The organism is Micromonospora sp. NBC_01739, assembly GCF_035920385.1.
In the GTDB taxonomy this organism is placed as follows: Bacteria; Actinomycetota; Actinomycetes; order Mycobacteriales; family Micromonosporaceae; genus Micromonospora.
This window is the reverse complement of sequence record NZ_CP109151.1, coordinates 3334486-3357572: the sequence shown is the minus strand read 5'-3', so window position 1 is coordinate 3357572 and position 23087 is coordinate 3334486. Positions and strand designations below refer to the sequence as shown.

At 71.6% G+C, this 23087-nt stretch carries 22 protein-coding genes; 18 read left to right on the top strand and 4 right to left on the bottom strand.

What is annotated here, in order from left to right:
• Positions 1-110: 110 nt before the first annotated feature.
• From OIE53_RS14895 to OIE53_RS14850, 10 genes are all read left to right on the top strand, one after another.
• On the top strand, positions 111-482 hold the full coding sequence (locus OIE53_RS14895; RefSeq protein WP_327022157.1) for a hypothetical protein: 372 nt from the start codon (positions 111-113) through the stop codon (positions 480-482).
• A gap of 166 nt (positions 483-648) precedes the next feature.
• Complete coding sequence (locus tag OIE53_RS14890; protein WP_327022156.1) at positions 649-3486, top strand: Na+/H+ antiporter subunit A; 2838 nt, start codon at positions 649-651, stop codon at positions 3484-3486.
• Positions 3483-3950, top strand: a complete 468-nt coding sequence (locus OIE53_RS14885) for a Na(+)/H(+) antiporter subunit C (protein WP_327022155.1) — start codon at positions 3483-3485, stop codon at positions 3948-3950. Before OIE53_RS14890 ends, OIE53_RS14885 begins: the two co-directional genes overlap by 4 nt.
• 34 nt (positions 3951-3984) lie before the next feature.
• Positions 3985-5487, top strand: coding sequence for a Na+/H+ antiporter subunit D (locus tag OIE53_RS14880; protein WP_327022154.1), 1503 nt, complete (start codon positions 3985-3987; stop codon positions 5485-5487).
• Positions 5484-6074: a Na+/H+ antiporter subunit E gene (locus tag OIE53_RS14875; RefSeq protein WP_327022153.1), complete on the top strand. Its 591-nt coding sequence runs from the start codon at positions 5484-5486 to the stop codon at positions 6072-6074. Before OIE53_RS14880 ends, OIE53_RS14875 begins: the two co-directional genes overlap by 4 nt.
• Positions 6071-6334, top strand: coding sequence for a monovalent cation/H+ antiporter complex subunit F (locus tag OIE53_RS14870; protein ID WP_327022152.1), 264 nt, complete (start codon positions 6071-6073; stop codon positions 6332-6334). The genes OIE53_RS14875 and OIE53_RS14870 overlap by 4 nt, the downstream gene beginning before the upstream one ends.
• Positions 6335-6411: 77 nt before the next feature.
• Positions 6412-6741 carry a monovalent cation/H(+) antiporter subunit G gene (gene mnhG / locus OIE53_RS14865; RefSeq protein WP_327027213.1) on the top strand — a complete coding sequence of 110 codons (330 nt, stop codon included), beginning with the start codon at positions 6412-6414 and terminating at the stop codon, positions 6739-6741.
• Positions 6742-6981: 240 nt separating this feature from the next.
• Positions 6982-8334, top strand: a complete 1353-nt coding sequence (locus tag OIE53_RS14860; protein ID WP_327022151.1) for a hemolysin family protein — start codon at positions 6982-6984, stop codon at positions 8332-8334.
• A complete protein-coding gene (locus tag OIE53_RS14855) occupies positions 8331-9398 on the top strand; it encodes a hemolysin family protein (protein ID WP_327022150.1) in 1068 nt (355 codons plus the stop codon). The genes OIE53_RS14860 and OIE53_RS14855 overlap by 4 nt, the downstream gene beginning before the upstream one ends.
• Positions 9399-9409: 11 nt before the next feature.
• Positions 9410-10318, top strand: a complete 909-nt coding sequence (locus tag OIE53_RS14850; protein WP_327022149.1) for a sporulation protein — start codon at positions 9410-9412, stop codon at positions 10316-10318.
• 27 nt (positions 10319-10345) lie between these two features.
• Here the strand turns inward: OIE53_RS14850 and leuE are convergent, their stop codons facing one another.
• Positions 10346-11008: a leucine efflux protein LeuE gene (gene leuE / locus OIE53_RS14845; protein ID WP_327022148.1), complete on the bottom strand. Its 663-nt coding sequence runs from the start codon at positions 11006-11008 to the stop codon at positions 10346-10348.
• The gene (locus OIE53_RS14840; protein ID WP_327022147.1) at positions 11008-12249 is read right to left on the bottom strand and encodes a bifunctional pyridoxamine 5'-phosphate oxidase family protein/GNAT family N-acetyltransferase; all 1242 of its coding nucleotides are present in this window, start codon (positions 12247-12249) and stop codon (positions 11008-11010) included. Before OIE53_RS14840 ends, leuE begins: the two co-directional genes overlap by 1 nt.
• 34 nt (positions 12250-12283) lie before the next feature.
• On the opposite strand from OIE53_RS14840, the gene OIE53_RS14835 reads away from it, so the two are divergent.
• From OIE53_RS14835 to rny, 8 genes are all read left to right on the top strand, one after another.
• Positions 12284-13624 (top strand): aminotransferase class I/II-fold pyridoxal phosphate-dependent enzyme, encoded by a 1341-nt coding sequence (locus OIE53_RS14835; protein WP_327022146.1) that lies wholly within the window; start codon positions 12284-12286, stop codon positions 13622-13624.
• Between the two features lie 252 nt (positions 13625-13876).
• On the top strand, positions 13877-14569 hold the full coding sequence (locus OIE53_RS14830; protein ID WP_327022145.1) for a UdgX family uracil-DNA binding protein: 693 nt from the start codon (positions 13877-13879) through the stop codon (positions 14567-14569).
• A gap of 176 nt (positions 14570-14745) precedes the next feature.
• Positions 14746-16110, top strand: a complete 1365-nt coding sequence (locus tag OIE53_RS14825) for an MFS transporter (RefSeq protein ID WP_327022144.1) — start codon at positions 14746-14748, stop codon at positions 16108-16110.
• Positions 16101-16301, top strand: a complete 201-nt coding sequence (locus tag OIE53_RS14820; RefSeq protein WP_327022143.1) for a DUF3046 domain-containing protein — start codon at positions 16101-16103, stop codon at positions 16299-16301. Before OIE53_RS14825 ends, OIE53_RS14820 begins: the two co-directional genes overlap by 10 nt.
• Before the next feature lie 185 nt (positions 16302-16486).
• A complete protein-coding gene (gene recA / locus OIE53_RS14815; RefSeq protein ID WP_327022142.1) occupies positions 16487-17533 on the top strand; it encodes a recombinase RecA in 1047 nt (348 codons plus the stop codon).
• A gap of 12 nt (positions 17534-17545) precedes the next feature.
• Positions 17546-18238: a regulatory protein RecX gene (locus OIE53_RS14810; RefSeq protein ID WP_327022141.1), complete on the top strand. Its 693-nt coding sequence runs from the start codon at positions 17546-17548 to the stop codon at positions 18236-18238.
• Between the two features lie 26 nt (positions 18239-18264).
• The gene (locus tag OIE53_RS14805) at positions 18265-18969 is read left to right on the top strand and encodes a 3-keto-5-aminohexanoate cleavage protein (protein WP_327022140.1); all 705 of its coding nucleotides are present in this window, start codon (positions 18265-18267) and stop codon (positions 18967-18969) included.
• Between the two features lie 621 nt (positions 18970-19590).
• Complete coding sequence (gene rny, locus OIE53_RS14800; protein WP_327022139.1) at positions 19591-21357, top strand: ribonuclease Y; 1767 nt, start codon at positions 19591-19593, stop codon at positions 21355-21357.
• Between the two features lie 107 nt (positions 21358-21464).
• Here rny and OIE53_RS14795 read toward each other — a convergent pair whose 3' ends face one another.
• Both OIE53_RS14795 and OIE53_RS14790 read right to left on the bottom strand, forming a co-directional pair.
• Entirely contained in the window at positions 21465-22337 is an 873-nt protein-coding gene (locus tag OIE53_RS14795) for an amino acid ABC transporter permease (protein WP_327022138.1), read from the bottom strand.
• Positions 22337-23011 carry an amino acid ABC transporter permease gene (locus OIE53_RS14790; RefSeq protein WP_327022137.1) on the bottom strand — a complete coding sequence of 225 codons (675 nt, stop codon included), beginning with the start codon at positions 23009-23011 and terminating at the stop codon, positions 22337-22339. The genes OIE53_RS14795 and OIE53_RS14790 overlap by 1 nt, the downstream gene beginning before the upstream one ends.
• Positions 23012-23087 lie beyond the last annotated feature (76 nt).

Below are 23087 nucleotides of genomic sequence, written 5' to 3'. Positions count from 1 at the left end.
TTTAGTCGCTGTCTGAGCGCTTAATCCGTTAAGTCTTACTTAACTGCTTGCTTAGGTCAGGCAACATAAAGTAACTTCACCCGCGGTGTGCTGATGGGTGAGGAGATCGGATGGCCGTCGAGCAGCGGGGCCCAGGGACCTCCGGCACCGATGTCCTGATTCGCAAGGTCGACAGTCGGGTGGTGGCCCTGCGCGCCGGGCTGCGCGGAGCCGACCTGGAGTTGGCCGAGCGGCTGGCCGACTGCCTGCGGGAGTTGGTCCTCGTCACCGCACAGGCCAGCGCGGCCGACCGGGCCCAGGTGCGGGTCGCCGTGCACTACTTCGTACTGCGCCGGGAGAGCCGGGGCCGACTGCTGTCCGTGCGCTCCCTGACCGCCACCCAGCGGCTGGTCAACAAGGTGGCCCGGCGGATCGGCCGACCGGACCTGATGGTGGACCCCCGTCCCGGGCGCGACCCGGTCCCACCGGCCCCTCACCGCTGATCCGGCACCGACCCGGGGGCCGGGGTGATGCCCTGGCCAGACCGAAGGTGAATATGGGGCTTTTTCGGCGAACTAGCCCATTGGTGTCCTGAACTGTCGTCTGATCCTTATCAGGCGCCAGGCACCCGACACGGGCGCCGCTGCCCCACCTCGACCGGGAGCGCGCGTGCTCGTACTGCTGACCCTGCACCTCGCGGCGGCCATCACGGCGCCGCTGCTGGTGCGCCGCTGGGGTCCCCGCGCCTGCTACCCCCTGGCCCTGGCCCCGGCCACCGCCTTCGGCTGGGCGCTGGTGCAGACCCCGCAGGTGGCGCACGGCGGGGCGGTCGTCGAGACGTACCGGTGGATTCCGCAGTTGGGGTTGGAGCTGGCCTTTCGGATCACCACCCTGTCCTGGCTGATGGCCCTGCTGGTCGGCGGGGTCGGGGCGATGGTGCTGATCTACAGCGCCCGCTACCTGCCACCGGAGGCCGTGGGCACCGCCCAGTACGCCGGCGTCATGGTCGGCTTCGCCGGGGCGATGCTGGGCCTGGTCTTCGCGGACGACCTGCTGCTGCTCTATGTCTGCTGGGAACTGACCACGGTCCTGTCGTACCTGCTGATCGGGCACAGCACCGAGCGGCGCTCCGCCCGCTGGGCGGCCGGTCAGGCGCTGATGGTGACCAGCCTGGGCGGCCTGGCCATGCTCGTCGGATTCATCATGCTCGGCCACCACGGCGGCACCTACCGGTGGTCCGAGCTGGCCGAGCGGCCGTTGCCCGGTGGCGCGTACCTGGTCGTCGCCGTGCTGCTGATCCTGCTGGGCGCCCTGTCCAAGTCGGCGCTGCTGCCGTTCACCTCGTGGCTGCCGGTGGCGATGGCGGCACCGACCCCGGTGAGCGCGTACCTGCACGCGGCGGCCATGGTGAAGGCGGGCATCTATCTGCTCGGTCTGCTGGCCCCGGTGCTGGCCGGGGTGGGGCCCTGGCGCCCGGTGGTGCTGATCTGCGGCCTGGCCACCATGGTGCTCGGCGGCTGGGCGGCGCTGCGCCAGAACGACCTGAAACTGCTGCTGGCGTACGGCACGGTGAGCCAACTGGGTCTGCTTGCGGTGGCCGTCGGGGTGGGCACCGCGGACGCCGCCCTGGCCGGTCTGGCGATGCTGGCCGCGCACGCGTTGTTCAAGGCGACCCTGTTCCTCGTGGTCGGGGTGATCGACCACGGCGCGGGCACCCGGGACCTGCGGCGCCTGTCCGGGCTGGGAAGGTCCGCACCGGTGCTGGCCGGGGTGGCCCTGCTCGCGGCCGCCTCGATGGCCGGGGTGCCACCCCTGCTCGGCTACGTGGCCAAGGAGGCGATCTTCGCCGCCTTCACCGACCGCCCGGTGGTGCTGACCGTGCTGGTCCTCGGCACGGTCCTCACGGTCGCCTACAGCCTGCGCTTCCTCTGGGGGGCCTTCGGCACCCGCCCGCAGACCCCGCCGACCACCCTGGGGCCGATCCCCTCGGCGATGCTGCTGCCCCCGGCCGCCCTGGCCCTGGCCGGGCTGGTCGCCGGTACGGCTGCCGGTCCGGTCGACCACCTGCTGCGGCCGTACGCGGAAATCCTGGGGCCTCTGCACGGGCACCTGGCCCTGTGGCCGGGCCTCAACCTGGCCCTCGGGCTCTCCGCGCTGGCCCTGGCCGGCGGGGCGGTGCTGTTCCTCGCGCGCCGTCCGCTGGCCCCCGTGCTGGCCTGGCTCCGCGCCCCGGTCGGCGGCCGACAGGGGTACGAGTGGGTCACCCACCGCTTCGACCGGATCGCCGTCGACGTCACCAGCGTCACCCAGCGGGGTTCCCTGCCCCAGTACCTGGGCCTGATCCTGCTGGTGTTGGCCGCCGTCCCCGGTGGTGTGCTGCTGACGATCCGGCCCTGGCAGCAGCCGATCGCGCCGTGGGTTACCCCGGTCCAGCCGGTGGTCCTGCTGGTGATCAGTGTGGCCGCCCTGCTGGCCGTGGGGGCTCGTCGCCGGATGACCGCGATGCTGCTGGTCGGGGTGACCGGCTACGGCACCGCGATGCTCTTCGTCCTCCACGGGGCACCCGACCTGGCACTGACCCAGTTCCTGGTGGAGACCGTGACCATCGCGGTCTTCGTGCTGGTGCTGCGCCGCCTGCCGCGCCGGTTCTCCGTCCGGCCACTGTGGAGCAGTCGGTGGCTGCGACGGACGGTCGGGGTGATCGTGGGGGTGACCGTCGCCGGACTGGCCGTCGCCGCCGCCACCGCCCGCCAGGCCCGCAGCATCTCGGAGGACTTCGCCCAACTCGCCGTCGAGCAGGGACACGGTCGCAACGTGGTGAACGTGACCCTGGTCGACATCCGGGCCTGGGACACCCTGGGTGAGCTGTCCGTGCTGGTGGTCGCCGCGACCGGGGTGGCCAGTCTGGTCTTCGAACGCTCCCGCACCGGTCCCCGCCCCCGTCGGCTGGACCTCGACCGTCGGGAGGTGGTCGCCGGGCGGCCGGTCTGGCTGCGCGGGGGTGTCACCCTGCGGGAACGCAACCGCTCCCTGGTGCTGGAGGTGATCACCCGGCTGATCTTCCACACCGCGGTGCTGTTCTCGTTCTATCTGCTGTTCTCCGGCCACAACGCGCCCGGTGGCGGCTTCGCCGGCGGGTTGGTCGCCAGCCTGGCCCTGACCATGCGGTATCTGGCCGGTGGGCGGTACGAACTGGCCGAGGCCGCCCCGGTCAGCGCCGGCACCGTGCTCGGGGCCGGACTGGCCGTGGCGGTCGGCTCCGCGATGGTCACCCTGCTGGACGGGGGAGCCGCGCTGAGCAGCGCCAAGGTCGACTTCTGGCTGCCGCTGGTCGGCGACTTCTACCTGGTCACCTCGCTCTTCTTCGACATCGGGGTCTACCTGGTGGTGATCGGGTTGGCGTTGGACGTGCTGCGCAGTCTCGGCGCCGAGGTCGACCGCAACATCGAGGCGTCCGGCGGGTTCACCGGTGGGCTGGCCGTCCAACGTCGGGGAGGGCCCAGGTGACCGGTACCGGCGCCAACCTGGTGTCCTTCATCGCGATCGGGATCCTCGTGGGTTGCGGGGTGACCCTGCTGCTGGAACGCAGCCTGAGTCGCATCCTGCTCGGGGTCATCATGATCAGCAACGGGATCAACCTGCTCATCATCTTCGGTGGCCGCCCCGGCGGGGCCCCGGTGGTCGGGGTCACCGACCCGGCCGCGATGAGCGACCCCCTGCCGCAGGCCATGGTGCTGACCGCCATCGTGATCACCTTCGGGTTCACCGCCTTCCTGCTGGCCGTCAGCTACCGCAGCTGGTACCTGGACGGCGACGACGAGGTGCCCGACGACATCGAGGACCAGCGGATCAAGCACCGCGCCGCCCGCAAGGAGGTCTCGACCGTCGACCTCAGCGAGGAACCGCCGGAGGCCGACCCCGAACAACTCGACGCGCCGGCACCCCGGCGACGCCGGAAGGGGCCCGGATGAACCGACCCCTGCCGGGCGAGAGCGAGGGCCGGCGATGAACACCCTCGTACCGCTGCCGGTGCTGCTGCCGTTGCTGGGGGCGGCCCTGACCCTGCTGCTGGCGAACCGGCCGGTGCCGCAGCGCCTGGTCAGCGTCAACTGCCTGGGCGCCACCCTGCTGGTGGCGGTACTGCTGCTGGTGCGGTCCTACCGGCACGGACCACTGGTCGTCGAGATCGGTGCCTGGCCCGCACCGGTCGGCATCGTGCTGGTGGCCGACCAACTGGCCGCGCTGATGCTCGTCGTCTCCTCCGCGGTGACCCTGTGCGTCCTGCTCTACTCCATCGGCCAGGGACAGGGGGAGACCGGCGAGAGCGCCCCGCTGGCCATCTTCCACCCCACCTATCTGGTGCTGACCGCAGGCGTGACCAACGCCTTCCTCGCCGGTGACCTGTTCAACCTGTACGTCGGCTTCGAGATGCTGCTCGCCGCGAGCTTCGTCCTGATCACCCTGAACGGCACCCGGCTGCGCATCCGTACCGGCTCCACCTACGTGGTGGTCAACGTCCTGGCCTCGATGATCTTCCTGATCTCGGTGGGTCTGGTGTACGCGGCGACCGGCACCCTCAACCTGGCCCAGCTCGCCGCCCGACTGGACGCCCTGCCCGACGGGGTCCGACTGAGCCTGCAACTGATGCTGCTGCTGGCCTTCGGCATCAAGGCGGCGGTCTTCCCCCTGTCGGCCTGGTTGCCCGACAGCTACCCCACCGCCCCGGCCCCGGTCACCGCCGTCTTCGCCGGACTGCTCACCAAGGTCGGGGTGTACGCGATCATCCGGACCCAGACCCTGCTCTTCCCCGGCGACCAGGCGGGCACCCTGCTGCTGGTGGTGGCCGGGCTGACCATGCTGGTCGGCATCCTCGGCGCGGTGGCCCAGTCGGACATGAAACGACTCTTCTCCTTCACCCTGGTCAGCCACATCGGGTACATGATCTTCGGGGTCGGGCTCAGCACGGTCGCCGGACTCGTCGGGGCGATCTTCTACGTGGTGCACCACATCACCATCCAGACCACCCTCTTCCTGGTCGCCGGCCTGGTCGAACAACGCACCGGCAGTACCGATCTGCGTCGGCTCGGGGGAGTGGCCCGGGTGGCGCCCCTGCTCGGGCTGCTCTTCTTCGTCTCGGCCATGAACCTCGCCGGCATCCCGCCCTTCTCCGGCTTCCTCGGCAAACTCGGGCTGCTCCAGGCCGGGGTGGCCGTCGGCGGGGCGCTGCCCTGGACCCTGGTCGCGGTCGGCACGGTGACCAGCCTGCTGACCCTCTATGTGGCCAGCCGGGTGTGGAGCCTGGCGTTCTGGCGGGCCCCCTGCGAGACCGTCCACCCGAGCGGCCCGCTGCCCGGTCTGACGGTCGGTGCCACCACCGCCCTGGTGGTCCTGGGAGTGGCCCTGACCGTGGTCGCGGGACCCCTGTTCGAGGTGACCCGGGGGGCGGCGGTCGACCTGCGGGAACGGACCCCGTACATCCAGGCCGTCCTGCCGGGTGGGCCGCCGTGACCGGGCCGGGGGCGGCGAGGCCGCAGGGGGCACCGGCCGGGCGGGGGCGCCGACGGGACCGACTGATCGCGGTGGGCTGGCTGGTGCTGGCCTGGAACCTGTTCTGGGGCGACTTCAGCTGGGGGAACCTGCTGGGCGGCCTGCTGGTGGCCGCCGCGGTGCTGCTGTTCTTCCCGTTGCCGCCGGTGACCTTCGGTGGCCGGCTGCGGCTGCCCGGCCTGCTGGTGTTCGGGGTGCGGTTCGTCGCCGAACTGGTCCGGGCCAGCCTGCATGTGGCCCGGATCGCGGTGCAGCCCGGCTATGTGCCCCGGTCGGCCATCGTGGCGGTCCGGCTGCGGGTGCCCACCGACCTCAACCTGGCGCTCACCGCCGAGGTGCTTTCTCTCGTACCGGGCACCTTGATCGTGGAGACGGACCGGGAGGCCGCCGTTCTCTACGTGCACGTGCTCGACGTGCACGGCCCGGCGGACCTCGTCGCCGCCCGCAAGCAGATCCGCATCGTGGAGCGGCGGATCGTCGCGGCGGTCGGTTCGGACGCCGAACTGCGTCAGGTGCGCTCCGTTCCCGTAGACAAGGAGTCCTGGTGAACTTCGTCCTGGTCCTGGTGATCGCCGGTCTGCTGTCAGTGACCGCCCTGCTAGCCCTGGTGCGGCTCTACCGGGGGCCCTCACTGCTGGACCGGGTGGTCGCCGCCGACATGCTGCTGGCCACGATGGTCAGCGCGGTGGGCGCGGAGGCGGCGCTCAACCGACATGCCAGCACCCTGCCCGTACTGGTGGTGCTGGGGCTGCTCGGCTTCGTCGGCTCGGTCTCCCTGGCCCGCTTCGCCGTCCGGGACCAGCCGTGACACCGCCACTCGCCGGTCCAACCGAAGCGGTGTCCGGCCCGGTCGGGGCGGTGCCGGCCCTCGACTGGAGCCCCACCCTGGCGGAGGTGGCCGACTGGCTGGGTGCCGCCAGCCTGGTCGCCGGGGCCCTGCTGAGCCTGGCCGCCGCCATCGGGGTGCTGCGGTTTCCCGACACCCTCAGCCGGATGCACGCCGCCACCAAGCCGCAGGTGCTGGGGGTGCTGTTGCTGCTGCTCGGGGTGGCGCTGCGGTTGCGTACCCCCGCTGATCTCGGCATGGTCGCCCTGGTCGGAGTCTTCCAACTGGCCACCGCCCCGGTCGCCGCCCAGATGGTGGGTCGGGCGGCCTACCGCACCGGCCGGCTGAATCGGGACCTGCTCGACGCCGACGAACTGGCCGACCGGTGAGGTGACCGGAGGGGCTACTGAGCAAGCTGACACCTGCGGTGACGACGCCTGCGGAGGTGGCGACGATGGGGCGCGCGCCACACCGCCGCGAGGCACGCGGTGCAGCCTCAGCTACCGGCCGGATTCGGCCGGTAGAATGGCTCGCATGATCGACTCTTCTGCCCAGGAGGGCAGCAGTAGCCAGCCGGGTAAGCCCCGGCATTCCCCTGACCCGACGACCCCGGGAGCCCTGAGCGTCCCGTGTTGATCCTCGTTGGGCTTCTTCTGATCATCGTTCTGACCGTCGCGACGGGTTACTTCGTCGCGCAGGAATTCGGCTATGTCGCCGTGGACCGGGGCAAGCTCAAGCAACGCGCCGCCGAGGGGGACCAGGCTTCCGCCCGGGCCCTGGAGGTGACCGCGCGGCTGTCGTTCATGCTCTCCGGTGCCCAGCTCGGCATCACCGTCACCGCCCTGCTGGTCGGTTACGTCGCCGAACCGTTCCTCGGTGCCGGCCTGGCCGAGCTGCTCGGGCTGGCCGGGGTCTCCAGCAGCGTGACCCTGCCGCTCTCCGTCGTACTGGCCCTGGTCATCGCTACCGTGGTGCAGATGGTGGTGGGCGAGTTGGCCCCGAAGAACCTGGCCATCGCCGAGCCCGAGCCGGTCGCCCGAGCCCTGGCCCGGTCGACCCTGGTCTACATGACCCTCGCCGGGCCGCTGATCAAACTGTTCGACCGGGCCGCGGTGCGGCTGCTGCGGCGCCTCGGTATCGAGCCGATCGAGGAACTGCCCAGCGGCGCCACCCCGGAGGACCTGGAACAGATCATCGCCGAGTCCCGCCTGGAAGGTCACCTGGACGCCGAGACCTCCGCACTGCTCGACCGAGGGCTCGACTTCCGTGAGCTGACCGCGGGCGAGGTCATGGTGCCCCGGGTCGACGTGCACACCGTACGCGCCGACGAGACCATCAGCCGGGTGGTCGAACTGCTCGACACCGGCCGCTCCCGGTTCCCGGTACGGGGTGCCGAGGGGGTGGACGACCTGGTCGGAGTGGTCGGCATCTCCGACGTGCTCCGGGTGCCTCCGGCGCAGCGGGCCACCACCCCGATCAGCGCGGTCGCCGGAGCACCGTTGCTGGTGCCGGAGACCCTGCCCCTGCCGATCGTCCTGGACCGGCTGCGTTCCGGACACCGGCAGTTGGCCTGCGTGGTCGACGAGTACGGCGGCTTCGCCGGGGTGATCACCCTGGAGGACATCGCCGAGGAGCTGGTCGGCCCGATCCGCGACGAGGACGACCCGCCGGAGCGGGCCCCGGCCCGACAGGACGACGGTTCCTGGGTGGTACCGGCGCGCTGGCGCATCGACGAGGTCGCCGACAGCACCGGCATCGCGTTGCCCGAACACCCTGAGTACGACACCCTCTCCGGGCTGGTCATGCGGGAGCTGGGCCGGGTGCCGGAGGTCGGCGATCGACTGGAGATCGGCCTGCCGACCGAGGGTGACAACACCGAGGAGGGCCCGCGGGCCCTGGTCGAGGTGCTCGCGGTCGACCGGCACGTGGCCGACTCGGTCCGCCTGCAACTCGCCGGTGGGCGTGAGGAGGTGAGCGCGTGAGCACCGGATTCGCGCTGATCACCTCGGTGATCCTGCTGGCGCTCAACGGATTCTTCGTCGCCGCCGAGTTCGCGCTGGTGGCCAGCAAGCGCTACCGCCTGGAGCAGGCGGCAGCCGGCGGTGGTCGGGCGGCCAAGGCCGCGCTCGACGGGGTACGCGAACTGTCGCTGATGCTGGCCGGCGCGCAGCTGGGCATCACCCTGTGCACCCTGGGGCTCGGTGCCCTGGCCGAGCCGGCGATCGAACGGCTGTTGGGGCCGCTGCTGCACGCCGTCGGCCTGCCCTCGGGGGCCAGCCACGTGATCGCTCTGATCTTCGCCCTGAGCCTGGTCACCTTCCTGCACCTGGTGGTCGGCGAGATGGCACCGAAGTCCTGGGCGATCACCCATCCGGAGCGGTCCGCGCTGCTGCTGGCCCTGCCCTTCCGGGCCTTCGCCCGGGTGGCCCGGCCGGTGCTGTCCGCGCTCAACGCGGTGGCCAACGCGATGCTGCGGCTGGTCAAGGTCAACCCGCAGGACCAGCTCGCTCAGGTGCACGGCCCGGACGAGCTGCGGATGCTGCTGGAGCAGTCCCGGGAGCACGGCCTGCTCGGTGCCGCCCAGCACGAACTGCTGACCAGCATGCTGGCGTTGCAGGGGACCACGGTGGCCCAGGTGATGGAGCCCTTCGACCGGATGGTGACGGTCCGCCACAACGACCCGGTGGACCGGATCGAGCGGGTCAGCCAGGACAGTGGCCGGTCGCGGCTGGCGGTGCTGGACTCCGCCGGTCAGGTGGTCGGCCTGGTGCACGTACGGGAGGCGGTGCGAGCCGCCGCCGTCCGGCCGGAGGCGACCGCGTCGGATCTGATGAACGAGGCGATCACCCTGCCCGACACGGCGACGGTGAACGAGGCGGTGGCCGTGATGCGGGCCCGCCAGTCGCAGTTGGCCATGGTCCGCAACGGTGCCGGTCCTACCCGGCCGGTCGGGTTCGTCGCCTTGGAGGACCTGCTGGAGGAGGTCATCGGGGAGTTCGACGACGAGACCGACCCGATCCCGCGCGCGATGCGCCGACTCAGGTAAGAGCGGCACGGATGCGGCTGACGGGGGTGTCGCCGGGCGGTACAGGCCTGACGGTGCAGACCACGTTGGCCAATCCGAGCACCCGCCCCGGCCTACGACTGCCGGGGCGGGTGAACCTGATCGCCGGTTCCGTCGACGTGCCGGTCTACCACGTCCGGCTCGGCCTGGTCAGCACGGTCGAGCCGGACGACCCGGAGGCCCCCCGCCGCCTGGTGCAGTTCCACCAGGCGCAGGTCTCCGACGCCCTGGTGCTGCGGGCGGGGCGGGCCCGCACCATCCCCTTCGAGTTCCCACTGCCCTGGGAGACCCCGCTGACCACCCTCGGCGGCGTACCCCTGCTCAGCCTGCGGATGGGGCTGCGTACCGAGGTGGCCGTCGAACCGGCGCTGGACCAGGGCGCGATGGTGCCGGTCTTCGTCCATCCCCTGCCCACCCAGCAGCATGTCCTGGCGGCCCTGGACACCCTGGGTTTCAGCGCCCGTCAGGCCGGGCTGATCGACGGTCGGCTGCCCGGGGTGACGCAGACCCTGCCCCTGCACCAGCGCTGGGGTTTCTGGGTGGGCCCCCTCTACGCCGGGCCGATCACCGAACTGGAGGTGATCTTCGTGGCCGACTCCGCCGGCCTCGAGGTGATCTTCTGGTGCGATCGCCGGCTGGCGCTGGCCGGCATCACCCACACCAGCATCAGCCGGTTCCGGGTCTGGCATGTCGGCGCGGACGAACGAGACTGGATCTCCACGGTCGACGGCTGGCTGCGCCAGACCATCAACCGACACGCCGCCGCGGCGGCCCACGCGGACTGGTCGGCGACCGTCAACGAGTCCGCCCATGTCAGCCGCCCACCCGACGAGCCGATCCCGCCCGGCTACGGCCTGGGTGGCACGGCCGGTGGCTCCGGCACCGGCGGCGACGGCACCTGAGCCTTCCCTCAGCCTTGGGCGAGCACCTCAGCCTTGGGCGAGCTTGAGGCCGAAGCCGATGAAGAGGGCCCCGACGGCCGAGGTGGCACCGGCGGACAGCCGGCGCCGCTGCCGGAACTGGGCGGCCAGAAAAGTCCCAGCGAAGATCAACGCCGTCAGGTACAGCGCGCTGGTCACCTGGGCGATCAGGCCGAGCAGCAGGAACGACAACGCCGGCCAGGGGTAGGTCGGGTCGACGAACTGGATGAAGAACGAGACGAAGAACAGGATCGCCTTCGGGTTCAGCAGGCTGATCACCAGCGCCTTGCGGAAGGGGCTGCGCATCTCCGCCGGCTGGGCGGCGTCGATCAGGCGCGGGGTGGCGGGATCGTTGCGGTCCCGCCAGCGCCGCCAGGCCGCGAGCAGCATGGTCAACCCGACATAGCCCAGGTACGCCGCACCCACGTACTTGATCACGAGGAAGATCGGCGGGTACGCCTTGAGCAGCGAGGCCACCCCGGCGGCGGAGAGGAACATCAGCACCCCGTCGCCGACGAACACCCCACCCGCCGCCCGGTAGCCGGCGCCCACCCCGCGTCGCGCGGCGGTGGAGAGTACGAACAGCGAATTGGGTCCGGGCAGCAGCACGATGGCCACGGTGCCCAGCACGTACGTCCAGATGTCGGTGATCCCCAGCACGCTGGACATCATCAGGCCACGGGTGCCTGCGCGCGAAGCATTTCCCGCAGCCTGACCTGTGCATTCGGCCACTCTTCGACAGTCATCGAATATTGCACGGTGTCCCGCCAGGAGCCGTCCGGACGCAGCCGGTGCTTACGCAGCACCCCCTCCCGGGTCGCGCCGAGCCGTTCGATGGCGCGCTGGGATCGCTCGTTGCGGATGTCGGTGTGCCACACCACCCGCACCGCCGCCAACTCGCCGAAGGCCCGTTCCAGCAGCAGCAGCTTGGCCTCGGTGTTGATCCCGGTACGCCACCAGGGCCGGCCGAGGATGGTGTGCCCGATGGCCACCGACCGCCGCTCGGGATCGATCTCGTAGTACGAGGTGGTGCCGACCACCGCGCCGGTCACCGCGCAGCGCTGTACCCAGGGCACCTGCTCACCCCGTAGCCCGGCGGCCAGGTAGGCCCCGATGGCAGCGCTCAACTCGTCCACGGTCGCCGGCTGAGGGGCGCCGAGATGCTGCCACACCTGCGGGTCGGCGGTGGCGGCGAACAGGCCCTCGGCGTGAGTCAGGTCCAGGGGCTCCAGCAGTACGTGCTCGCCGCCCAGCACCACGGGCTCATGCCAAGAGGTGCGGGCAGGTCGCAGATAGGGCGGCACCGGCACGGTGACCCCGAGGTCCGGCTCCGGTAGCCCGGCGGTCAACCGCAGCGGAAGCACCCCGGCCCAGTGCGGCAGCGCATGGTCGGCCGGGTCCTCGTTGACGCCACCGGCGCGGGAGCGTACGGAGACCTCCGTCAACGGCAAGGCCAGCACCGCGGTCTCGGCCAGCTCCCGGCGGTTCGGCGGCCGACTCTCCGCCGCGCGGCCGGGGCCGACCTTGTCGACCAGGGCGGTCAGCACCTCGGCCTTCTCGGCGGGGTCGGTGACCAGCCGGGCGGTGCCGTGCGCGATCACCGAGCGGTAGTTGGCGCTGTGGTGGAACTGCGAACGGGCGTAGACCAGGCCGTCCAACAGGGTGACGGCCACGCAGACCGGCAACCCCGCACCCCGGGCCGCCAGCAGGGGCCGGCTGCCGGTGGAGCCGTGCAGGTAGAGGGTGTCACCCAGGCGTACGTGCAGGGTGGGCAGCACCCGGGGCTCACCGTCCACGGTGAAGCCGAGGGCACAGTGGTACGCCTCGTCCAGCACGGCGTGGGCGGCGGCGCGGTCGTAGCTCATCCGCTCCCGGGAGCGGCTGGCGGTGGTTCGGGCAGTCGGCGCGTACATGCTCCCGCCTTTGTTCTAGTACAATACCGAATTTGTGTCAGCACGATATCAGGTGACCGGTACGACAGCCGCCGAGATCTCCGCCAGCATCGAGTCCGGCATCCGCGACGCCGCCCTGGCCCCCGGCGACCCCCTGCCCCCGGTGCGCGTCCTCGCCGCCGACCTGGCCGTCAGCCCGGCCACGGTCTCCCGCGCCTACGCCGAACTACGCCAACGTGGACTCATCGTCACCGCCGGTCGGCACGGCACCCGGGTCCGCCCCCGTCCGCCGGTGGCCGCCCGCCGGTCCGCCCTGCACCCACCATCCGCCGCCGGACTGCGCGACCTGTCCCGAGGCGAACCGGAGGCCGGACTGCTCCCACCGCTCGGCCCTCACCTGGCCGCGCTGGCCGACACCATCGGCCCGGCGATCAGCTACTCCGACGCCGGCACCCTGCCCGAGTTCGCCGAGGCGGCGCGCGAACGGCTGGCCGCCGACGGCGTACCCGCCGCCGACCTGACCCTCAGCGGCGGGGCCCTCGACGGCATCGAACGACTCCTCACCACCTGGCTGCGCCCCGGAGACGCGGTGGCCGTGGAGGATCCCGGGTGGGCCAACCAACTCGACCTCATCGCCGCCCTGGGCCTACGCCCGATCGGGGTACCGGTCGACGACGACGGCCCACTGGTCGCCGGGGTGGCCGCCGCCCTCGCCGCCGGGGCCCGGGCGCTCATCGTGACCAGTCGCGCCCAGAACCCCACCGGTGCGGCCGTCTCCGCCGACCGCGCTGCCGCCCTGCGTGACCTGCTGGCCGGCCGCGCCGACGTACTGCTGATCGAGGACGACCACGCCGCCGAACTGGCCCGGGTGCCGCTGCATCCCCTGGCCGGGGCGACCGCCCACTGGGCCTTCCTCCGCTCGGTGAGCAAACCCTTCGGCCCCGACCTGCGCCTGGCCGTGCTGGCCGGAGACGAGACCACGGTGGCCCGGGTGGCCGGCCGTACCCGGGTCGGCGCCGGCTGGGTCTCCACCGTGGCGCAGCGGCTGGTGCTCTCCCTGTGGCGCGACCCGGCGGTGACCGCCCTGATCGAACGGGCCGCCGACAGCTACGAACGCCGCCGCCGCGGACTCGTCGAGGCCCTGGCCGAACGCGGCCTGACCGCACACGGCCGCAGCGGGCTCAACGTCTGGGTGCCGGTGCCCGACGAGACCGTCGCCTCCACCGTGCTGCGCGACGCCGGCTGGCTGGCCGCCCCCGGCGCCCTCTTCCGCATCGCCAGCCCGCCCGCCCTACGCCTCACCGTCAGCCCCCTCACCGACCCGGACCTCCACCCCCTAACCCAAACCCTCACCCAGGCCGCCCACCCCACCCCACCCCCCCACTTCACCACCTAACCCACCCCACCCCCACCGTCCCACGCCCCGCCGCGCGCCCGCCCCACCCCCGCGATCTTGCACCTTTGGTCGGGGCATACCTCGTATTCGTGTGCAAAAGGGAGACCAAAAGTGCATGATCGGCGCGGGTGGCGCGGGTGGCGCGGGTGGCGCGGGTGGCGCGGGTGGCGCGGGTGGCGCGGGTGGCCGGGTCGGGGTGGCTTGGCGGGGTGGTGGGGGGCGGGGGTGGGTGGGGCGGGTAGAAAGGTGGGTATGGTCGATATTGCGCCCGGGGCGCAGCAGTTCATTCCACCGCAGGCGGAGACCCTCGACGACCTGCGCGCGGCCGCTGCCGGCTGTCGGGGCTGCGAGCTGTACCGGGACGCCTCGCAGACCGTCTTCGGTCGGGGTGACGCCACCGCCCGGCTGGTCTTCGTCGGTGAGCAACCCGGCGACATGGAGGACCAGAAGGGACTGCCCTTCGTCGGCCCCGCGGGCCGGCTGCTGCGTCGCGCGGTCGATGACGCGGGGCTCGACCCCGGCCACATCTACCTCACCAACGCGGTCAAGCACTTCCGGTTTGAACTGCGTGGCAGGCGACGCATCCACCAGACCCCGGACCAGGTGCACATCACCGCCTGCCGACCCTGGTTGGTCGCCGAGTTCACCAAGCTGAGCCCGGAGGTCATCGTGGTGCTCGGCGCCACCGCTGCGAAGGCCCTGCTGGGTCCGGGTTTCCGGGTCACCCGCCAGCGTGGCGAACTGCTGCCCTGGCCGGCCGCCGCCCAGCACCCCGAGGACTTCCAACGGGTACCGGTGGACAGCGCCGGAGACACCACGGACGCGCCGTCGGCCCGCCTGCTGGCCACCATCCACCCCTCCGCCGTGCTCCGCGCAGACAACCAGGACAAGGCGTACGAAGGACTGGTCGCCGACCTGACCGTCGCCGCACGAGCCCTGACCTGACCGTGCCGCACCCGGCTCCGCCGGCTACCCGGATCACCACCCGGCTCGCCACCAGACAGCGGAATCCGGCAGGTCAGTGACACACTTGCCGCCAGCAGGCCACGGCGGCACCACCGGGATCACGAAGGAGATCATCGGGCGCGGCCGGGAATCGTGACGGAAGCCGAGGACGAGCGTTGACCACCGATCTGACCACCACGGCATCCGCGCCGCCCGACGTCGTGCCGATCCAGCGGCGTACCCTGCGCCTGCTGTTCAGCACCCAGATCATCGGTGGCATCGGGGTGACCATCGGCATCGCCGTCGGTGGGCTGCTCGCTGCCGAGATCGCCGGCACCGCGGTCTCCGGCCTGGTGCTGAGCGCCTCCGTGGTCGGCGGTGCCCTGCTCGCCATCCCGGTCACCCGGATCATCACCCGACACGGCCGTCGGCCCGGCCTGGCCTTCGCGTACGGTGTCGGGGCCGTGGGCGGGGCCCTGGTGGTGCTCGCCGCGGCGAGCGGGTCGATCCCGCTGCTCTTCCTCGGCATGCTCATGTTCGGTGGCGGCTCCGCGGCCAATCTCCAGGCCCGCTACGCCGCGGTGGATCTCGCCGCACCGGACCGCCGGGCCCGGCAACTGTCCCTGATCGTCTGGGCCACCACGGTCGGCGCGGTGGCGGCACCGAACTTCGCCGCGCTCGCCGACCGGGCCGGCGGGGGTTGGGGACTGCCACCACTGTCCGGTCCCTTCGCCTTCAGCACGGTGGCGTTCCTGCTGGCTGCCGGCGTACTGCTGCTGTGGTTGCGGCCGGACCCGCTGCTCACGGCCCGCCGGTTCGCGGCGGCCCGGACCGGCCCGGACCCCGCCACCGAGCCGGCCGGGACCGGTGCGGGGACGCCGGTCAAGTTGCCCACCGCGCCGTCGGCCGGGCGCGGCGCGGGTCTGCGGGCCGGCTGGCTGGTGGTACGCGCCCAGCCCGCCGCCCGACTCGGGGTCGCCGCCGTGGCGGTCGGCCACCTGGTGATGGTGGCGGTGATGGCGATGGCCCCGGTGCACCTGCGGGACCACTATCCCGTCGAGGAGGTGCTCCCGGTGGTCGGCCTGGTGCTCAGCCTGCACATCGCCGGCATGTATGCGTTGGCGCCGCTGGTCGGCTGGCTGGCCGACCGGCTCGGCCGGCGCGGGGTCATCCTCGGCGGGGTCGGCATGCTGCTGGCCGCCTGCGCGGTCGCCGGCACCGCCGGGCACAGCACTTTCCGGCTGGCCGTCGGGCTGGTGCTGCTCGGGCTGGGCTGGTCGGCGACCATGGTGGCCGGTTCCACCCTGCTGTCGGAGTCGGTGCCGGACGCGGTACGACCGCACGCCCAGGGCCTGTCCGACCTGCTGATGGGGTTGGCCGGTGCCCTGGCCGGGGCGGTCAGCGGTTTCGTCATGGAGTGGGCGGGCTATCCGGTGCTGAGCCTGCTCGCCGCGGTCGCGGTGGCACCGCTGCTGGCACTAGCGTTGCGTCCGGTGCGGCCGGGCGTACCGGAGCAGGAGGGGCGGGCACAGTGCGGCTGACGGACTTCTGGACGCGGCTGGAGGAGGCGTTCGGGCCGGGCTACGCGGCAAGTATCGCCCGCGACCAGGTGCTGTCGCAGTTGGGCGGGCGGACCATCGAGCAGGCCCTGGCCGAGGGTGAGCAGACCCACGTGGTGTGGCGTGCGGTGGTCGCCGCCTATCCCGACCGGGTACCCGCCCGGCTACGCTGAGCAGCCGATTCGTTACTTCCGCGTGTCTGTTGCCGACTCGTACACCTGTTCGGCTATTGTCCACAGGCAGGTGCTCGTCCACAGGCCACGGCAGGTCGGCTGGTTTTCTGTCGGACCCAGCGCCTAGCGTGTGTCGCGTGACGCGAAGCTCAGGAAAGACGCCGGCGAAGGCAGGGGTGGCAACGATGGCGGCAGGGCCTGACCGGGAGAAGGCGCTTGACCTTGCTCTCGCTCAGATCGACAAACAGTTCGGCAAGGGCTCGGTGATGCGGCTGGGGGAGCGGCCGGTCGTGCAGACCGCGATCATCCCCACCGGCTCCATCGCGCTCGATGTGGCTCTCGGCGTGGGGGGTCTGCCCCGGGGGCGGGTCATCGAGATCTACGGCCCGGAGAGCAGCGGTAAGACCACGGTCGCCCTGCACGCGGTGGCCAACGCCCAGCGCAACGGCGGCATCGCCGCCTTCATCGACGCCGAGCACGCACTCGACCCGGAGTACGCCAGGGCCCTCGGTGTCGACACCGACGCCCTGCTGGTCTCCCAGCCGGACACCGGCGAGCAGGCGCTGGAGATCGCGGACATGCTGGTCCGCTCCGGCGCGCTGGACATCATCGTGATCGACTCGGTGGCCGCGCTGGTGCCGCGGGCCGAGATCGAGGGTGAGATGGGCGACAGCCACGTGGGTCTGCAGGCCCGGTTGATGAGCCAGGCGCTGCGGAAGATCACCGGTGTGCTCAACAACACCGGCACCACCGCGATCTTCATCAACCAGCTCCGCGAGAAGATCGGGGTCATGTTCGGGAGTCCCGAGACGACCACGGGTGGTCGGGCGTTGAAGTTCTACGCCTCGGTCCGGCTCGACGTGCGGCGCATCGAGAGCCTGAAGGACGGCACCGACGTGGTCGGTAACCGCACCCGGGTCAAGGTCGTGAAGAACAAGGTCGCCTCTCCGTTCAAGCAGGCCGAGTTCGACATCATGTACGGCAAGGGCATCTCCCGCGAGGGCTCGCTGATCGACGTCGGTGTCGAGCAGGCGATCATCCGGAAGTCCGGCGCCTGGTACACCTACGAGGGCGACCAGCTCGGCCAGGGCAAGGAGAAGGCCCGCGAGTTCCTCCGGGAGAACCCGGACGTGGCCGCCGAGATCGAGAAGAAGATCCTGGAGAAGCTCGGTGTCGGGGTCGGCTCGGGCGATGCCGCCGGTGGCCCGGAGCTGCCGCCGGTCGACTTCTGATCGATCTGATCAGTGGCTGGACGACGTGCCCGTACGGGGCGGGGCTGGGATGCCAGTCCGCCCCGCACGGGTGACTCCACACCGCGTCCGCGCCGGGGCCGCCGCACCTCCGGCGACGAGTCCACACCGGGCCCTGGTGCCGCCGGGCGGGACGATGCCGACCAGGTGGCTGCCACCGGGCGGGACGAGGCCGAGGTGGCCCGGGAGATCTGCCTGCGGCAACTGGCGGTCCGCCCCCGCACCCGCGCCGAGTTGGCCACCGCCCTGGCCCGGCGGGGCATCTCCGAGGAGACCGCCGGCGAGGTTCTCGACCGGTACGACGAGGTAGGCATCATCGACGACGCCGCGTTCGCCCGGGCCTGGGTGAGCAGTCGGCACTCCGGTCGTGGGCTGGCCCGCCGGGCCCTGGCCAACGAGCTACGGCAGCGCGGGGTGGACGGGGACACCGCCAGCGCGGCCCTGGAGGAGTTGGACGAGAGCACGGAGGCGGAGACGGCCCGGGCTCTGGTGCAGCGGAAGCTGCGTACCGTCCGGGGTGAGCCGGAGGCGGTGTTCCGGCGGCTGGTGGGCATGTTGGCCCGCAAGGGCTACCCGCCGGGGGTGGCGATCCGGGCGGTCAAGGAGGCCCTGGCGGCGCAGAGCGTCGAGGCGGCCGAGTTCGCCGAGCAGATCGACGCGGACGCCCTGGCCGACACCGAGGGGTGACCGCCGGGCCGACAGGAGGCGCGAGGATGTTGCAGGGGTGCCTCAACGGGAACCGTGCCCGCGACAGCCATCCTGCCCTACCGTTGAGCCCTGCCGAGTTGGCGGCCGACGCGGCCCGGTGCGCCGGGCTGGGGGTCGCTGCGGTGCATGTTCATCCGCGTACCGCCGAGGGGGTGGAGTCCCTGCGGCCGGAGGTCGTCGCCGATGCCCTGGTGGCGATCCGCGCGGCGGTGCCGGGCCTGCCGGTGGGGGTGAGCACCGGGGCGTGGATGGAACCGGATCCGCAGGCCCGGGTGGCGGCGGTGCAGTCCTGGACGGTGCTGCCCGACTTCGCCTCGGTCAACGCGCACGAGCCCGGGGCGGAGGCGGTGGCGCGGGCCCTGCATGAGCGGGGGGTCATGGTGGAGGCCGGGCTCTGGACACCCCCGGCGGTCGAGGCCTACCTCGGCTGGCGGGTGCCGGTCGGCCGGGTGCTGGTGGAGTGCATGGCGCCCGCGCCGGAGGATGCCCTGGCCGAGGCGGCCGCTATGCTCGACGCGCTCCCGCCGGGAGGGCCTGGGGTGCTGTTGCACGCCGAGGGTGCCGGGGTCTGGGCGGTGTTGGCGGAGGCGGTCCGGCGGGGCCTGGCCACCCGGATCGGGCTGGAGGACACCCTGTGGCTGCCGGACGGGTCGCCGGCGCCGGACAACGCCGCTCTGGTGGCTGCCGCCACGGCACTGGGGGCCGGTTGACCGGGCCGCTGGGCCGGGGGCCGGGGATCCGGGTCGATAATCGTCTCGATTGTGTCGCTCTGACCGACTCGTGATCAGCGCAGCGTCACGACGCAACTTCGCTCCGTCCGGGTGGTTTGATCATGACTTCTTGACCGGAGGCCCTCGGAGACCTAGCCTCGCCATAAAGGCTCACATTGCCCGACCAAGCGCAGGCTAAGCGCACAACATAGATCGCGTAACAGAACAGCATCACTTTGGCCAGCGTCAACGGCCACTGACGCCAGCTTCGGACAGGCCGGTCCGGGGCCGAGGCGACAACTGCACCTGGCCTGCCGAGGGTCCCCACGGACCGTCGGCAGGGAGAGCTATCCGCGGCCTGCGCTCCGGTCGGGCGTCCAGAGCCGTAGGAGCACGCCCACCGGCGGCTCCTACGGCGCGACGTTCAGGGGAGGCGCGCCATGGCGGGGCGACAGAGGTTCACCGGATGGCCGGCATGAGCGAGCGTGGCGGGCGGGCCGGCGCGGACTCCGGCGCCGCCGACGAGGATGAGCAGAGCTCCGGGCACCCGGATGATCCGGTATTGCGGCCGGGTGCTGACCGGTGTGGCTCTGCGGCCCTTCGACAGGGCGGGGTGCCGGCATGAGGGCCCTGGACGTCGTACTCCTGATCGTCGTGCTGGTGCTGACCGTGGTGGTGCTCGCCGCGGCGGTCTTCGGGGCGCGAGTGCTGCGCGGGCTACAGACGCGACCGGTGCCGGAGGATCCGGCGTACATCGCCGAGAAGGACCGCCAGGAGCAGTCCCTGGCCGCGCTCCGGACGGCCGCCGACGAGGCGAACAGCACCATCGATGTGGCGAAGTCCGCGGCGGCGGCGGCCCGGGCCGAGGCGGCGGCGGCCCGGGCTGAGGCCAAGGCGGCCAGGGCGGAGGCGCGGCGGGTCCTCGACGACGCCCGGGCCGAGGCGGACACCGTGCTGGAACGGGCGCACAAGCAGGCCGAGGCGGACGCCGAGCAGTTGCGGGCGGCGGCCCGGCGCAGCGGTGAGCGGGAGGTGGCGGTGCTCGCCGCGACCACCCGGGAGCAGGCGGCCGAGGTGGAGCGGCGGGCGGCCCGGATGGACGAGCGGGAGCGGATGCACACCGAGGAGGTGGAGCGACTGGCCGAGCGGGAGCGGCAGCTGACCGCGGCCAGTGCCACGCTCGCCGCCCGGGAGGCCGCCCTGACCGTCCGGGAGGCGGAACTGGCCGAGGCGGAGAGCCAGCGGCGGCGCGAGTTGGAGCGGGTGGCGGGGTTGACCGCCGACACCGCCCGGGCCGAGCTGGTGGAGTCCATCGAGAGCCAGGCCAAGCGGGAGGCCGCGCTGCTGGTGCGGGAGATCGAGTCGGATGCCCGCTCGACCGCGGAACAGCGGGCCCGGCACATCGTGGTCGACGCCATCCAGCGGGTGGCCAGTGAGCAGACCGCCGAGAGCGTGGTCAGTGTGCTGCACCTGCCGGGTGACGAGATGAAGGGCCGGATCATCGGCCGGGAGGGCCGCAACATCCGGGCCTTCGAGTCGGTGACCGGGGTCAACCTGATCATCGACGACACTCCCGAGGCGGTGTTGCTGTCCTGCTTCGACCCGGTACGCCGGGAGGTGGGTCGACTGACCCTGGAGAAGCTGGTGCTGGACGGGCGGATCCACCCGCACCGCATCGAGGAGGTGCACGAGCTGGCCCGGCAGGAGGTGGACCAGCTGTGCCAGCGGGCCGCCGAGGACGCCCTGGTGGAGGTCGGCATCACCGAGATCCACCCGGAGCTGGTGACCCTGTTGGGGCGGCTGCGTTACCGCACCTCGTATGGGCAGAACGTGCTCAAGCATCTGGTGGAGACCGCGCACATCGCCGGCATCATGGCCGCCGAGCTGCGCCTGGACGTGCCACTGATCAAGCGGTCGGCCTTCCTGCACGACATCGGCAAGGCACTCACCCATGAGGTGGAGGGCAGCCACGCCATCATCGGCGCCGACATGGCCCGCAAGTACGGCGAGAGCGAGGACGTGGTGCACGCCATCGAGGCGCACCACAACGAGGTGCCGCCGCAGACCGTCGAGGCGGTGCTGACCCAGGCCTCGGACGCCTGCTCGGGGGGTCGGCCGGGGGCCCGGCGGGAGAGCCTGGAGGCGTACGTGAAGCGGCTGGAGCGGATCGAGGAGATCGCGGCCGGCAAGCTTGGGGTGGAGAAGGTCTTCGCCATGCAGGCCGGCCGGGAGATCCGGGTGATGGTCAAGCCGGACGACGTGGACGACATCGGCGCGGCGGTGCTGGCCCGGGACGTGGCCAAGCAGATCGAGGAGGAGCTGACCTATCCCGGTCAGATCCGGGTGACCGTGGTCCGCGAGTCCCGGGTCACCGAGATCGCCCGCTGACCGAGGGGCCCGGCCGCCGCAGCGCTGCGGCGGGGCACACCCCCACAGACTAGAAACGACAGGGCCGGCCCGAATGGGCCGGCCCTGTCGCGTACGTCGAGGTTCGCTCAGCCTTGCGGCTCGACCGTGGTGGCGTTGGTCGGGGCCTGGTTGTTACGCGGTTTGCGCGCCCGGCGGGTGGCGGTGCGGCGCTCCAGCCAACCGGCGAAGGCGGTCAGCAGGGAGTTGATGATGATGTAGATCACCGCGATGACGATCGCCGCCGGGATGATGTTGCCGTAGTTGGCGGCGAGGTCGTTGACACCCCGCTGGAGCAGCTCGGGGTAGGCCACGATGTAGCCCAGTGCGGTGTCCTTGAGCAGCACCACCAGCTGGCTGACGATGATCGGCAGCATGGCCCGGGCCGCCTGCGGGATCAGGATCAGCTGCATGACCTGGGTCTTGCGCATACCGATCGCGTACGCCGCCTCGGCCTGGCCGCCCGGCAGGGACCGGATGCCGGCGCGGAAGGCCTCGGCCAGCACCGACCCGTTGTAGAGGGTCAGACCGATCACCACGGCCCAGAAGGCGGTCACCGGCCCGTCGATCACATACGGGAGGCCGTAGAAGATGAAGAAGATCATCAACAGCAGGGGTACGGCCCGGAAGAACTCCACGATCGCACCGGCCGGAATGCTGATCCACCGGTGGTCGGAGAGCCGGGCGACCGCGAAGATGATGCCGAAGGCCAGGGAGAGCAACATGCCCAGCCCGGCCGCCTTGAGGGTGGCCCACAGGCCCGGCACGATGAACTGGGTCCAGGTCTTCGGCTCGGTGAACGGCTTCCACAGCCAGGCTTCCAACTGGTTCGCCTGGTCGAACTTGGTGTAGATCCAGTAGACCAGCCCGAGCAGGGCGACACCGAAGACCACGCTGAGCACGGTGTTGCGCACCTTGGCGCGTGGCCCCGGGTGGTCGTAGAGGACGCTGCTGGTGCTCATCAGCGCTTCACCGCCAGTTTGTTGGCCAGCCAGCCGAAGAAGTAGCCGGTGGGGATGAGGAGCGCGGCGAACGTGCCGGCGAAGACCAGGAAGATCTGGATGACGGCGTCACCGTTGAAGTTGATCAGGTCCTTCATCACGTTGGAGGACTCCATCAACCCGATGGTGCCGACGATCGTGGCGTTCTTGCAGAGCGCGATCAGAATGCTGCCGAACGGCGCGATCACCGAACGCGCGGCCTGCGGCAGGACCACGATCCGCAGGGTCTGCCCGAAGGTCAGCCCGATGGCCCGGGCCGCTTCGGCCTGCCCGGTCGGCACGGTGTTGATGCCGGAGCGGACCGCCTCACAGACGAACGCGGAGGTGTAGGTCGACAGGCCGATCACGCCGAGCCAGAAGACGTTGAGGTCCAGATCCTGCGACAGGCTCAGCCCGAGGGTGACGAACAGGCCGAAGTAGCAGAAGAAGACGACCAGGGTGAGCGGGGTGTTACGGAAGATGTTGACCCAGGCTGCGCCGAAGCCGCGCAGTACGGGTACGGGGGAGACCCGCATCGCGGCCAGCAACACGCCGAGCACCAGCGCGGTGGCCGCTGACGCGCCGGTCAGCTTGAGGATCCAGAGGAAACCCGACACGTACGCGTCGAAGTTCTTCGGATCAGTGAATACGTGCATGCTTCGGCTCCCGGGGCACGTGTTGGCGGCCGGTGACAGGCCGGAGCCGGCACCCACGCGGGATGCCGGCTCCGGT